This is a genomic window from Singulisphaera acidiphila DSM 18658 (assembly GCF_000242455.2).
GTDB classification, from domain to species: domain Bacteria; phylum Planctomycetota; class Planctomycetia; order Isosphaerales; family Isosphaeraceae; genus Singulisphaera; species Singulisphaera acidiphila.
The window spans coordinates 6382705-6396570 of record NC_019892.1 but is presented as its reverse complement, the minus strand read 5'-3'; the positions used below and the strand labels follow the sequence as shown (position 1 = coordinate 6396570).

General features: G+C 62.5%; 12 protein-coding genes. 5 read left to right on the top strand and 7 right to left on the bottom strand.

Features of this window, described 5'->3' with window-relative positions; all coding sequences use genetic code 11:
• Positions 1–39: 39 nt before the first annotated feature.
• From SINAC_RS25125 to SINAC_RS25110, 4 genes are all read left to right on the top strand, one after another.
• Positions 40–741, top strand: a complete 702-nt coding sequence (locus SINAC_RS25125) for a YdjY domain-containing protein (protein WP_015248375.1) — start codon at positions 40–42, stop codon at positions 739–741.
• Positions 742–1023: 282 nt separating this feature from the next.
• Positions 1024–1743 carry a phosphoadenylyl-sulfate reductase gene (locus SINAC_RS25120; RefSeq protein WP_015248374.1) on the top strand — a complete coding sequence of 240 codons (720 nt, stop codon included), beginning with the start codon at positions 1024–1026 and terminating at the stop codon, positions 1741–1743.
• Positions 1744–1881: 138 nt separating this feature from the next.
• Positions 1882–2292 (top strand): RrF2 family transcriptional regulator, encoded by a 411-nt coding sequence (locus SINAC_RS25115; protein ID WP_026012073.1) that lies wholly within the window; start codon positions 1882–1884, stop codon positions 2290–2292.
• Positions 2293–2430: 138 nt separating this feature from the next.
• Positions 2431–4143 (top strand): bifunctional sulfate adenylyltransferase/adenylylsulfate kinase, encoded by a 1713-nt coding sequence (locus SINAC_RS25110; protein WP_020466758.1) that lies wholly within the window; start codon positions 2431–2433, stop codon positions 4141–4143.
• A gap of 132 nt (positions 4144–4275) precedes the next feature.
• Here the strand turns inward: SINAC_RS25110 and SINAC_RS25105 are convergent, their stop codons facing one another.
• From SINAC_RS25105 to SINAC_RS25075, 7 genes are all read right to left on the bottom strand, one after another.
• Positions 4276–4587 (bottom strand): Dabb family protein, encoded by a 312-nt coding sequence (locus SINAC_RS25105; RefSeq protein ID WP_015248371.1) that lies wholly within the window; start codon positions 4585–4587, stop codon positions 4276–4278.
• A 175-nt stretch (positions 4588–4762) separates the two neighbouring features.
• The gene (gene mtnA / locus SINAC_RS25100; RefSeq protein ID WP_015248370.1) at positions 4763–5854 is read right to left on the bottom strand and encodes an S-methyl-5-thioribose-1-phosphate isomerase; all 1092 of its coding nucleotides are present in this window, start codon (positions 5852–5854) and stop codon (positions 4763–4765) included.
• A complete protein-coding gene (locus SINAC_RS25095) occupies positions 5851–6165 on the bottom strand; it encodes a hypothetical protein (RefSeq protein WP_015248369.1) in 315 nt (104 codons plus the stop codon). The genes mtnA and SINAC_RS25095 overlap by 4 nt, the downstream gene beginning before the upstream one ends.
• Positions 6166–6261: 96 nt before the next feature.
• On the bottom strand, positions 6262–7380 hold the full coding sequence (gene ald / locus SINAC_RS25090; RefSeq protein WP_015248368.1) for an alanine dehydrogenase: 1119 nt from the start codon (positions 7378–7380) through the stop codon (positions 6262–6264).
• Positions 7381–7505: 125 nt separating this feature from the next.
• Positions 7506–7784, bottom strand: coding sequence for a hypothetical protein (locus SINAC_RS25085; protein ID WP_015248367.1), 279 nt, complete (start codon positions 7782–7784; stop codon positions 7506–7508).
• A 226-nt stretch (positions 7785–8010) separates the two neighbouring features.
• The gene (locus SINAC_RS25080; RefSeq protein ID WP_015248366.1) at positions 8011–9462 is read right to left on the bottom strand and encodes a DUF1501 domain-containing protein; all 1452 of its coding nucleotides are present in this window, start codon (positions 9460–9462) and stop codon (positions 8011–8013) included.
• 6 nt (positions 9463–9468) lie between these two features.
• On the bottom strand, positions 9469–11931 hold the full coding sequence (locus tag SINAC_RS25075; protein ID WP_015248365.1) for a PSD1 and planctomycete cytochrome C domain-containing protein: 2463 nt from the start codon (positions 11929–11931) through the stop codon (positions 9469–9471).
• A gap of 847 nt (positions 11932–12778) precedes the next feature.
• On the opposite strand from SINAC_RS25075, the gene SINAC_RS25070 reads away from it, so the two are divergent.
• The gene (locus tag SINAC_RS25070; RefSeq protein ID WP_157579457.1) at positions 12779–13861 is read left to right on the top strand and encodes a carbohydrate porin; all 1083 of its coding nucleotides are present in this window, start codon (positions 12779–12781) and stop codon (positions 13859–13861) included.
• Positions 13862–13866 lie beyond the last annotated feature (5 nt).

Sequence of the window (13866 nt, the reverse complement as noted above, 5' to 3'; positions counted from 1 at the left end):
GGCCGCCCCTTTCATCCCCTCCGAGGAGAGGATTCCCCAATGTCATCCACCTCCCTGGCTCTCGCCACGGCCTTGCTCGTCCTCGGCGCCCCTCCGTCCGAATCTCCCCAGCCGACGACCGACACATTTCAGCCCGACCCCGGCTGGAAGCCGGTCGGTCGCAGCCTCTGGTTCGACCCCCGCGAGAAACGGCTGGTCCTCCGCGCTCGGGTCGCACTCCGGGAAGGTCCCCTGGAGCACTTGCTCTGCCTCAAGGGCACGAAAGAGCACGAAGCGGTCCTCGCAACCGACGCCATCCCTCGCATGATTCACGCCGGGCTCATCCTCACCGGTGCCAAACAGGGGCACCCGGTGCGGTTTCTGCCGAAATTCGAACCGCCCACCGGTTCGCCGATCGCCATGCAGATCGAATGGCAGGAAGGCGACAAGACGCGCACCGCCGACGCCCGCACTTGGATTAAGGAGGAACATAGTAAGCTCCCTCTGACCAAGGACTGGGTCTTCGCCGGCAGCGAGATCTTCGAAGATCCCGAGACCAAAAAACGGATCTATGCCGCGGACGACGGCGACCTCTTCACGGTGGCCAACTTCGCCAACGCGATTCTGGACCTCCCCTTCGCCAGCACCGCCAACGACGCCGAGCGCGCGTTTGTCGCCAACACCGAGAAGATCCCTCCTCGTGGCACCCTGGTCACCATCTTCCTTCGCCCTCGCCCCGAGCCGGACGCCACAAAGCGGTAGCCAAGGCCAACCGAACCCACCTCCTCGCCCTTTGATATTTCCCTTGGTGGACCGCCCTGGCGGTCCTCCGCGTCTCCCCATGAAGACCGAAAGCTGACGCTCCCGCCTGCCTTTTGCTTGAAGAATCAAGGCGAGAGGAACGTCAGAATGCCCTGTTCTGACTCTCCCCCCTGGCGAACCATTCTCGACTTGGAGCGGGTCACCGGGCGGAATGTTGACTTTGATTACTAAGTAGCGTAAGATTCGACGTTGAACAGGCTTGATTGGAGGCAAAAGAGCTGTATGCCCGCCGAAACGCTGACTCGTGCCGATTGGACAGAAACGAATCGACGGCTGAAAGATGCCCAACCCAACGAGATCCTTCGTTGGGCGGTCGAGACGTTCTACCCCAAGTTGACGATGGCCACCGCGTTCGGTCCTGAAGGGTGTATTATCTTGCATATGCTGGCCGAGATCGAGCCGCGTGTGCGCGTCTTCAACCTCGATACCGGCTACCAATTCGCCGAGACGTTGGAGCTGAGGACTCGGATTGCCGAGCGTTACGGTATCGAAGTCGAGTTGGTTCGAGCCGACACGACGGTGGCCGAGTACGAAGCCCTTCACTCGGGGCCGTTGTATGTCGAAAAGGCTGACCAATGCTGCTTCGACCGCAAAATCGTGCCGCTTCGCCGCGCCGTGAATGGCTATGATGCCTGGATCTCATCGATCCGGGCCGATCAATCGGCCCATCGGGCGAAAGCCGACGTGGTGGGCTGGGATGCCAAGTTCGGGCTGGTGAAAATCAACCCGTTGCTGAATTGGACCTATCGCGACGTCTGGGCATACGTCGTGGCCAATCACGTGCCGTACAATCCGCTGCATGATCAGGGCTATCCGTCGATCGGATGCTGGCCCTGCACCCGAGCCGTCGTGCCGGGCGAGTCTGATGAACGCGCCGGCCGCTGGGTAGGTCAGGCCAAGACCGAATGCGGCCTGCATTCGCTCGACAGCAGCCAGCTGTAATCAATCGCAGCCGGCTCGCCACCGCCGGGCGAGCCGATCTGGGTTTTCTTGACCTGATCGGAATGCCGGGGGCTGGAGTCGGCGATGAGTCTGGCCGAGGGTCGGACTGTCGGGCCGTGGACCGGGGCGAGAGATGTCATGAAGATTTCCGCCAAGGCGGAGTATGCCTGTTTGGCAATCCTGGCCCTCGCGCGTCGGCGGCCCGTGGACCCACCGATCCGGATCCGCGAGATCTCCGAGAACCATGGGATTCCCGAACGCTATCTTGTCCAGATCCTGCTCCAGTTGAAAGGAGCCGGTCTGGTTGCAAGTACACGAGGAGCGTCGGGTGGCTACCGCCTGGCCCGTTCCGCAGCCTCGATCTCGCTCGGCGAGGTCCTGACCGCCATCGACGGGCCTGATTCCCCCCCTCGCGAGTCGTCCAGACCAGCGAACCAAGTGCTCGCCTCGGTCTGGGAGGATGTCCGCATTGCCGAGCGTTCGGTTCTCGACAAAACCACCATTGCCCAGCTCGCCGAGCGAACGTTACCGCACGAATGGGTGATCTGACTCGTTTGGATTGATCGTCGCGTTGTGGCACATTTTTTTGGCCCAACTTCATAAAAAAGCAGGGTGATCCTTCGTCCAATTATCGACCACGAAAGGGGTCCCACGATTTCCGCAACGACTCATTCGGCCCAGAGTGGTTTGAACTCCCCCTACGGCGGGACCCTCGTTGACTTGCTGGTGAACGACGCACGCGCCGCCGAGATGAAGGCGACCGCCAAGGATCACGCCAGCCTGACTCTCGACGAGCGAGCGCTCTGCGACCTCGAGCTCCTGGCCGTCGGCGGGTTCTCCCCACTCCGCGGTTTCCTCGGCAAGGCTGACTACGAACGCGTGGTCAGCGAGATGCGACTGGCCGACGGCACCCTTTGGCCCTTGCCGGTCACCCTGCCCGTCACCCCGGGCAATGGCATCGAAGTGGGCAAGCCGCTGGCGCTTCGTGACGTCTACGGCAACCTGCTCGCCTTCATGCACGTCGAGGAAATCTACGCCTACGACAAAGAGGCGGAAGCCCGTGGCGCGTACGGCTCGACCGACGCCAAGCACCCCTCGGTCGCCTACCTCAACCGCCAGCCGGGGTATTATGCCGCGGGCCGGCTCGAAGTGATCCGGACGCCACCGCATCACGACTTCGTCGACCTCAGGCGCACGCCCAGCGAGCTCCGCGAGCACTTCAAAACACTCGGGTGGAACAAGGTCGTCGCCTTCCAGACGAGAAACCCGCTCCACCGGGCCCACGAAGAGCTCACCAAGCGCGCGGCCGAGCAAATCGGTGGCGGCCTGCTCATCCACCCGGTGGTCGGTATGACCAAGCCGGGGGACGTCGACCACTTCACCCGGGTCCGTTGCTATCGAGCCTTGGTCGACAACTACTATGACAAGGGCTCGGTCGTCCTCAGCCTCCTGCCCTTCGCGATGAGGATGGCGGGGCCGCGTGAGGTCCTCCTGCACGCGATCATCCGCCGAAACCACGGCTGCACCCACTTCATCGTTGGCAGCGGCCACGCCGGACCGGGCAACGATAGCACCGGCAAGCCGTTCTACTCGCCGTCCGCTGCCCAGGAATCGATGGCCACTCATAAGGCCGAAATCGGCATGGAGATGGTCGACTTCAAGCCGATGGTCTACCTCCCCGAGGAGTCGCGTTACTCCCCGGTTGACGAAGTGCCCGCAGGCGTCAAGACGGCCGATATCTCGGGGACGCAGGTCCGCGACAACTACCTGGCTAAGGGCCTCCAACTGCCCGAGTGGTTCAGCCGCCCCGCCGTTGCCGAGATCCTCAACGAGACCAATCCTCCGAAGTTTCGCCAGGGACTGACGATTTGGTTCACCGGCCTCTCAGGTTCAGGCAAGAGCACCGTGGCGCACGCCTTGGTTGAGCGTCTGGCCGAATTCGGCCGGAACGTTTCGCTGCTCGACGGCGACGAGATCCGCACCCACCTCTCGAAGGGGCTCGGATTCAGCAAGGAAGACCGCAACGCGAATATCGACCGGGTCGGATACGTCGCCGGACTGATCGCCCAGCATGGGGGGACCACCCTCTGCGCAGTGATCAGCCCCTATCGCGTGATGCGCGACAACGCCCGGAAGAGCTCCAAGGGCAACTTCGTCGAGATCTTCTGCGACACGCCCATCGAAGTCTGCGAGCAGCGTGACGTCAAGGGGCTCTACGCCAAGGCCCGCGCTGGCGAAATCAAGGGCTTCACCGGCGTTGATGATCCCTACGAACCTCCCTTGAACCCCGAGATCACGCTTGATACGAGCAAGCTCGGTGCCCGGGAGAGCGCCGACGCAATCATCAAGAAGCTGATCGAACTGGGCTACATCCTGCCCCACGGCCACATCGCCGAATAAAGCCCCCCACGAGCTCGTTCGCCTGATCTTGAAAAGTCAAACAAGCCCGAGCCACCCCTGGGTGGCTCGGGCTGTTGTATTGGCGCGAACGGAATCACTCACAACCGTTTCCCTGGGAAACGGATCGAGATATCAGGCGGACTCGACTTCCGAATCGAAGACGCGCACCTTGGCCCAGCTCTCGCGGTTCTCCGCGACGAACGTCAGATGCAGAGGAGCATCCTGATAGATGTCGTGCGACGCCTTCGAGTCAAACACGACGTGCAGCGCCACGTCGAAATCACGGTCGTTGACCGGACGGTCGAGCTCTTCCTGAAGCGTCCCGCAGGCGAAGAAAACGACGCCCGGATGCGCGGCCAGATACTTCTTGCAGGCTGCAACCAGATTGTCCCGGCTCGACGCGGACCTGTCTTTCAAGGTGAAGTAGACGTTATGGGCCAGCATGATGGCAACTCGATCAGGGTAAGAGGCTGAGGAACTTCAAACTCGACGTCATCATACAAGCTCCCCGTGATTCTTGCGCTCGGGGCGCGCCGGGAAAATTCCCATAAGCAAGCCCCGATCAATCGCTCTCTCGATTCCGGAAAGGCAGGTGGGAAGCGTAGGGTCTGCGCCTTCTTTATGACTGGCTGGATCGAGGAGGCCCAAGTGTTTTCCTGATGGTCTTGGCATCCACGGGGCGGATGAGACCGCGTTCGGTGACGATCGCGTCAATCAGTTGGGCCGGAGTGACGTCGAAGGCCGGGTTGTAAACCGAGATGCCCTCAGGAGCCGTCTGGCGTCCGAAGCCTTGGGTAATTTCACGAGGATCACGCTGCTCGATCGGGATCGAGGAGCCGTCAGGAAGCGAGAGGTCGAAGGTGCTGGAGGGGGCGGCAACGTAGAAGGGAATGCCGTGGGCTTTGGCCAGGAGGGCGACGCCGTAGGTGCCGATCTTGTTGGCGGTATCGCCATTGGCGGCGATCCGATCGGCGCCGACGATCACCATCTGCACCTTACCTTCCTTCATGACCTGGGCGGCCATGTTGTCGCAGATCAGGGTCACGGGAACCCCGCGGCGCTGCAATTCCCAGGCAGTCAGCCTGGCCCCTTGCAGGAGGGGACGCGTCTCATCAGCGAAGACGTGAACCGCCTTCCCCGCGCTATGAGCGGAGAAGATCACCGCCAAGGCGGTGCCATAGTCGGCCGTAGCCAGGCCACCGGCATTGCAGTGGGTGAGGATCCCCTGCCCCGTCCCGACCAGTTCCGCGCCGAAGCGGCCAATCGAGCGGCACATCACCTTGTCTTCGTCGGCGATCGCCCGCGCTTCGGTGAGAACCCGTTCGAGAAGGGTTGGACCGTCGAGTCCGCGATTCTCCTCGATCGTCCGCTCGATCCGGTCGAGCGCCCAGAACAAGTTAACGGCCGTCGGCCGGCTGGTCCGCAAATAAGCGCTGGCGTCCAGAAGGCCACGACGAAGCGAGTCGAGATCGCCCGTCCCGGCCTTCTGTCCCCCCAGCACCGCGCCGAACGCGGCGGCGATGCCAATCGCAGGAGCCCCGCGGACTCGGAGCGATCGAATCGCCTCCCAAACACTCGAGACATCACGGCAGTCAATCCGCACGAATTCGGTGGGCAGCCGGGTCTGATCGATCAGCCGGACATGCCCATCGATTGCGTTGCCAACCCAGCCGAGAGTCTCGAGCGTCGGTTCCGCGGTGTCAAGGCTCACAGATCGTCATCCTCGTCGTCATCTTCGTCGTCCGACTCTTCCGGATCGATCCAGACGTAGAGTTCGGAATAGACGTCCCAAATGCTCTTCATTGCCGACTTGAGGTCGCCCGGCTTGAGGGGAGCATGGGCCCCGGTGTAGCCGGCCACTTCGGCCGCGATCTTCAACAGGTCGACGTTCTGCCGACGCATCTCGAGGAAGATCTGAGTCTGGGTATCCAGTTCGAGCGCTTCTTCCAGCGCTTCCTCGACCTCGTGCTCGTGACCTTCGTGCTCTTCGTCGTGCCCGTTCTCGAATTCATTCTCGCTCATCGTCGTCTTTCTCCCAAAAAGTGGGAAATATTAGGTGTCGGGACGGGATGCTGACCAAATGCCAGCAATGGAATAAGGCCCACCCTACAAAGTGCTCTAAGAATCGGCCAGGGCATTCCAGGGGGAATAGGGAAGTCCGAAAGTCTCGGCGACAGCCAGGTTGGTGACCCGCCCTCGATCGATGTTCACCCCTTCGGCGACTCCCACGTTCGCGGCTGCCACATTTCGCCAGCCCTTATTGGCCAGTTGCAGGAGATAAGGGAGCGTGACGTTGCAGAGGGCATAGGTGCTGGTCCGCCCGACCGCCCCCGGCATGTTGGTCACGCAGTAGTGGACCACGTCGTCGATGACGTAGGTAGGCTCGCGATGCGTCGTCGGCCTGCTCGTCTCGATACAACCCCCTTGGTCGATTGCGACGTCGACGATCACGGCCCCTTGCTTCATTCGAGCCAGGTCCGCGCGACGGACGAGCCGGGGAGCGCGGGCTCCGGTGACCAGCACGGCACCGATGACCAGGTCCGCCCGCGCAATGGAATCCAGGATCATGTGACGGTCGGAGTAGAGGGTTGTCACATTCGGCGGCATGATATCGTCAAGGTAGCGGAGCCGGTCGACGTTGACGTCAAGGATCTTGACGTTGGCCCCCAGTCCCGCAGCCACCTTGGCGGCATTCGAGCCAACCACTCCTCCACCCAGGATGGCGACCTCGGCCGGCGCCACGCCCGGCACGCCCGCCAGCAAGATACCACGCCCCTCCTGGGGGCGCTCGAGGTACTTGGCCCCTTCCTGAATGCTCATGCGGCCGGCGACTTCACTCATCGGGGTCAAAAGCGGCAGATTGTTCCGGCTGTCGCGCAGGGTTTCGTAGGCAATGGCGGTGCTCCCGCTCTGAATGATGGCGCGGGTCAACGCTTCGTCGGCGGCAAAATGGAAGTAGGTGAAGACCGTCTGCCCCTTGCGAAGCAGAGGCCACTCGGTCGGCTGCGGTTCCTTGACCTTGACCACAAGGTCTGCCCCAGCCCAGACCTCGGCCGCTTGCCCGACAATCGTCGCGCCCGCTGCCGAATACTCAGCATCCGCAATCCCACTCCCCTGCCCTGCCCCCGCCTCGATGAGAACCTTGTGCCCGGCCGCCGTCAGTTCCTCGGCCCCGACCGGCAAGAGAGCGACCCGGTACTCATCGGACTTAATCTCTTTGGGCAATCCGACAATCATTCCAACGTCCCCTTCCGACAGGCCAGGCGAACCCGCGTCCAACGAACTGACCCCGGTCTCACTTTGAGCCGGGGTCGTCGAGTTTTACCGAGAGAGCAGTCGACGGATTAGCGCCAGCCGTCAGGTCAGGCCTTGGGCAATCGAGGGGGCTTTTCGCGCGTGCCTTTCCAGTCGGCAAGCACCGCCTTGATTTCATCGAGGGTCACATTGCCGTGGTCGGGACCCGAGTTCCAACGCTCCAGGATTGACTTGAAGCGTTCGCGCAAGATGCCTTTGGGCAGGAACTTGCCGTGAAACTTCTTCAGAAGCCGAGCCCTGGGGTCGGCCGGTACTCTGACCTCGGCCGCTTCCTTGACTTCCGCCGGCGCCTCGGGGGTGGTGGCCGTTGCCGCGTTCTTCGCCATCGAAATCTCCCTGACCTTCCTCGAGAAGCGCGTGCGAAAAAAATGAAAAACCAGCGAGGGGCGGTCCCTCCGACTCATTGCAAAGGGAAACGCCGCGCACCTCGTGAGATGCGGCCAGTTTAATCGATCATACGCCGGGATGACAAGCAGAGGAAGTCAAGCCGACGGACAAATGCCAACTCTCTTGTCATCCAGAGGGCGATTTGACAATGCAAAACAAGCCCTCTCAAGCCAAGAGTTTTTCGATCACCTGGCCTTCAACGTCGGTCAATCGGAAGTCTCGGCCCTGGAACCGGTAGGTCAAATTCGTGTGCTCGAGGCCAAGCAAGTGGAGGACCGTCGCCTGGATATCGTGGATGTGCACGCGATCTTCCACCGGCGCGAACCCGAAATCATCGGTCCGCCCAAGACCGAGCCCAGGCTTGGTCCCCCCACCGGCCATCCACATTGTGGCCGAGTCGATGTGATGATTGCGGCCCACGAACTCGCGAACCTCTCCCATCGGCGTTCGACCGAACTCCCCTCCCCACATGACCAACGTGTCGTCGAGCAGGCCACGACGCTTCAGGTCGGAGACAAGCGCCGCGCAAGGGCGGTCAATCTCACGACAGACGGTGTCGAGTTCCTTGCCAAGCGTTTGTCCGGGACCGCCGTGATGGTCCCAATCAGTATGGTAGAGCTGAACGAAACGGACCCCGCGCTCGACCAGTCGACGCGCGAGCAAGCAATTGTTCGCGAACGACGCCTTTCCCGGCTCCGCGCCGTAGAGGGCGAGCGCTTCGGCCGACTCGCCGGAGGTGTCGATCAATTCCGGTGCGCTCGACTGCATCCGGTAAGCCATCTCGTACGACGCAATCCGGGTTGCGATCTCCGGGTCGCCCGTCTCATCCAGGTGAGACTGGTTGAGGTCTCGAATCGCGGAAATCGCCCGCCGCTGGCTCGTCTCGGAGACAGCCCCGGGCCGTGCTAAATCCAGGATCGGATCCCCCCCCGACCGTAAGGAGACGCCCTGGTGGACCGTCGGCAAGAACCCGCTTCCCCAGTTGACGGCGCCGCCGCGCGGCCCCCGAGGCCCCGACTGGAGGACGACGAAGCCGGGTAAGTCGCGCGACTCGCTGCCCACCCCATAGGTCACCCACGACCCCATACTCGGGCGGCCGAACTGGGTTGTCCCTGTGTTCGCGAACAGCTTCGCCGGGGCATGGTTGAACACGTCGGTCGCGACCGAGCGAATGATGGTAAGGTCATCGACCACACCGGCCAGATGCGGCAAGCACTCCGAGACCCACTCGCCCGACTCTCCATGGCGGGCAAACTTGCGCGTGGTGCCAAGCAGTTTGGGAGGATTCTTGGTGAACGTGTCCATGAACGCGAACCGCCGCCCCTTGATGAACGACTCGGGGATCGGCTGGTTGGAGTATTCCTGAAGCTTGGGCTTATGCTCGAAGAGCTCGAACTGGCTCGGCCCCCCCGCCATGAACAGGTAGATGACGCTCTTGGCACGCGCCGGGAAATGCCCGGGACGCGGGGAGGCAGGGTCGGCGGCCGTAGAATCGGCCGCATGGACCGATCGCCCCTCCCCCATCAGTGAGGCCAGGGCCATCGTGCCCAGGCCAAGCCCGCACTGGCCGAAAAAATGCCTGCGCGTCCGCTGGAGTAGCGCCTGGCGATCATCCATCGGCGGTTATTCCCTCGTGATGAATTCGTCGAGATTCAAAAGAACCCGGGCAAGCGTCGTCCATGCCGACAGTTCGGCGGCCGACCGTGCTCGGGTTCGATCAGGGGTTCCCGGGGCCAAGCGATTCGCGACCGATTCTCCCTCACCACGCTCCTTCACCAGAAGCGTTTGGAGCCTCTGTTGTTCACCGGCCGTCGGCTGACGACTCAGACAGAGCCGAAACGCCAGGTCGATTCTTTCAAGTTCGTTCGAGGGGGCGTCGCGAAGAAGGCGAGTCGCCAAAGCCTGGGCAAACTCAAATGAAGCCTGGTCGTTGAGCAGCATCAAAGCTTGCAGCGGTGTATTCGAACGGACCCGGCGGGTGCAGGCCTGAACGGCGTTGGGGGCGTCGAACACGATGAGCGAAGGGTGCGGCGTCGCCCGCCAGAAGAATGTATAGAGGCCGCGACGATAGCGATCCGGACCACGACTCGGCTTCCAGACGCGGTTCATCTGCCCTTGAGTCATCACGCCGTCAGGCTGGGGAGGAAAAACGCTCGGGCCGCCAACCTGCCGTGAAAGAAGGCCGCTCGCCGAGAGGGCCGCGTCACGAATGACCTCGGCATCGAGCCGAAGCCGCGTCTGCCGGGCGATCAGCCGGTGCCCTGGGTCGACCGCATCGACGTCGGCTCGCGCTTTCGATGACTGGCGGTAGGCCATCGACGTAACGATCCGTCGATGCATCGGCTTAAGACTCCAACCGCCACCGACAAACTCGGTCGCCAGCCAGTCGAGCAATTCAGGATGAGAGGGCGGGGTCCCTTGCGTACCAAAATCATTCTCGGTCTCGACCAGGCCGATCCCGAAATAAGCCTGCCAGAGCCGATTCATCGTAACCCGCGCAGTCAGCGGGTTCGCCGGGTCGACCAGCCAGCGCGCCAGATCCATCCGGTTCCGAGCCTCGGAACCGGCGAGTCCGGGAAGCACATTCGGCACACCGGAGGCGACCCGCTCTCCCTTTCGGGTAAAGTCCCCCCCCAGGTGGATGTACGTTTCCCGAGGTTCGGCACGCTCGCGGACAACCAAGGTCGTCTCAAATTTCGGCTCCGATCCCCGGAGCGCGGCGACTTCACCATAGAGGGCTTTCGATGATTCGTCCTGAGCGAGGAAGAGTTCCGTTACACCTCGTTTCTGGGTCTCGGTCCGCTTCTCAAATGGCTTGTCGAAGGCCGCCTTGATCTCATCGGGCTGTGAGGTCTTGAACGCCTGGCCCAGGGTGGCTTCCCACGCTTTGACCTTACCGGGAAGATCGGAATCCGAAGCAGCAAGCTTCTTGTGAAACGAGGCAATCCGGGAGCGAACCGCCTGGCGGCTGGCCAACTGCTGAGGCGTGGCAAACTCGATTTGCGGTTCATCAACATTATTGAAGAAGGCGAAGAACTGGTAGTATTCGCGCTGGCTGATCGGATCGAACTTGTGGTCATGACACTGGGCGCACCCCATCGTCAATCCCAGGAAAGTGGTCGCCGTGGTCGCGACGCGATCAACCACCGACTCGATGCGGAACTGCTCGAGGTCGATCCCCCCCTCCTGGTTGATCGGCGTATTGCGGTGGAACCCGGTGGCAACCTTCTGCTCAAGCGTAGCCTCCGAGCGCAAGTCGCCAGCGATCTGGTCGATGGTGAATTGGTCGAAGGGCATATCGCGATTGAGCGCTTCGATGACCCAGTCGCGATACTTCCAGATCGTGCGCGGGGCATCAATGCTGTAGCCATTGGAATCTGCGTAGCGTGCCAGGTCGAGCCAAGGCCGCGCCCAGCGCTCACCGAAATGGGGTGAAGCGAGGAGCCTATCAACGATCCGCTCGTAGGCGTCAGGGCGAGCGTCCGCAACGAAGGCATCGACCTCCTCGGGCGTGGGGAGAAGACCGGTGAGGTCAAGGCTGACCCGACGGATCAAGGTGACCCGATCGGCCTCCGGTGAGGGCTGAAGCGCCTCCCGCTCCAGCCTCGAGAGAATGAACCGATCGATGGGGTTTTGCCCCCAGTCGTTCCGGGCAACCTCGGGAAGGTCGGGCCGCACGGGGGGCTCAAACGCCCAATGCTTGGCGCGGACCGGATCGGGCGTTTCCCCCTTGGGAGCGTGGGCTCCCTGGTCGATCCAGGCTTTCAGCACGGCAATCTGCGGGTCGGTCAACGGTGATCGCTTGAGGGGCATCCGCTCCCGCTCGCCCTCGCCGACGACCGCGTCAATCAGCGGGCTCTCCGCACTCTTGCCCGCAATGACAGCCGGCCCACCATCCCCCCCTCGCATGGCGGCCTCGGCGGTATCGAGCCGAAGGCCTGCGCGCGGTTTGGTCGCGCCGTGGCACGATACGCAATGCTTGGTCAGGATGGGCTTCACATCCCGCAAGTAATCCACTGGCTCCGAGGCGAACAGGGATCGCGAGCACACGAACAGGCCCACGAGGCACGCGAGCATCGGTTTCATGGGGCGGGCTCGCTCTCCAGCACGGGCCCCGCGACGTTTCGGCGGAAACCGTTGGCAGGTCTTCAAGCGGGAAGATCCGATAGAATCTCGGAGGCACTCAGCTTACTCCGAGCGGGTCCCCTTATGCCAGTCATTTTTCCATGTGGCCATCATCTCGATCGACGAAGGCGGTGCAATTGCTTTGATTGCGTGAAAGACCATAGAAGCGTTTCTTACCCCCCGGTTCAAGACATGAGGCCAAGAGTCAGGGGCAGAAGCTCGAGTCGCCCAAGGATAAGTATTCATTTCGCGTCGAGCCAGTCGGCGCAGGATCATCTCTATCGGGAAGTGGGCCGCCGCGATCCGGGGACGGTCGCGTCACGAGGTCGATCGTCGTCCCTCAGACGCCGCCAAGCGGGAAGGCAAAGCCGTCGTTGCCACGAGAATTGTCAAAGTCCACGGCGGCTGACGTCGAATTTGACTGCGGGCGCCGTCCTAGTCTGTCTCGGGATTTGCGCGCCCCCAGAATGCAGTGAAGATTCGACGGCCATCCTTGTTCATTCACGGGGTCCGGATGGGTTTGCCTGAGCGTCGGTCGAGAATTCTGGCGACGGCAGTTCTCCTGGGGTGGATGCTCTTGGGCAGGCCCACCTTCGGGCAAGAGGATGGGCCGCCTTCCCTCCTCGATCGTCCGACCAGGCCCAATATTTCCTCAACGATCGACGCCGGTCAGGAGACTCCGGCCCCGCCAGCCACCCCTCCACCGGCCCCCGACCCCGATCCTGGCGGCCCACGGTCAAGCCGCTTTCTCCTTGGTGACGGGTTCGGCCTCCGTCCCAGCTGGGAGGAGCGCGGACTGTCCTTCTATGTGTCATCGACCCAATTCGAGCAGGGTGTGACGGCTGGCGGGTTCCGGCAAGCGTTCCGCTGGGGCAGCAAGTTCGACATGTTGGCCCACCTCGACAGCGGCAAGCTCGGCCTGTGGGAGGGGGGAGCGTTCGACCTCTTCGCCGAATCGCGGTTGGGTCAGTCGGTTGATGGTTTCGCCGGGGCCTTTTCTCCGACGAACCTGGCAATGTTCTTCCCCGTGCCCGACGAGCAGATCACGGCAATCACGGGACTCAAGTTCACCCAGGCGATCACCGAACGGTCCGGCATCTTCTTCGGCAAGCTCAACGCCCTTAACGGCGATCGGGAAAAATTCCTGAAATACCCGCTGACCTCGCGGTTCTTGAACGCCGCGTTCAACTTCAACCTGGCGCTCGATCGCTACCCTTACTCGGCCCCGGGCGCTGGGTTCTATTTGGCCCCGGAGCGAGGGCCTGCGCTGGCATTTCTGGTGCTGGACTCATACAACTCGCCCCGAACCAGCGGCTTCGAGAACCTGGGCCGCAACGGCGTGTTCCTCTACGCCGAGGCGAAGCAGTCGACCGAGATCTTCGGCCTACCGGGCCGGCAGATTCTCGCGGGCCTCTACGGCACCGGATCGTTCACCGACCTGGCCCCAGCGTCCTTTGTCGGGCTCCCCCAGACGGCGGCCATCGCGGCAAAAAAGGCAGGAACCTGGACGCTACTCTGGAATGTCGAGCAACGGCTCTGGGTCGACCCCGACGACCCGGACCGGGGCCTCGGCCTCTACATCCAGACAGGACTGGGCGACGGTAACCCCAACCCGATCCGAGGGTTCCTCAGCGCCGCTCTCTGCGGCAACAGCCCGCTACCAGGCCGCGAGGGGGATCTCTACGGTGTTGGGTTCTATAACCTCGGACTCAGCACGCAGGCGAAACGCCAGTTACCAGGGCTCCGCGACGAACGGGGAGTTGAGCTCTTCTACAACCTGCGAATTGCGCCCGGATGCCACCTCACACCGGACCTGCAAGTGCTCCGTCCGGGACTGGCACCCGTAGACACCGCGCTCCTGTTCGGCGTCCGCCTGAAGCTCGACTTCTGACGATG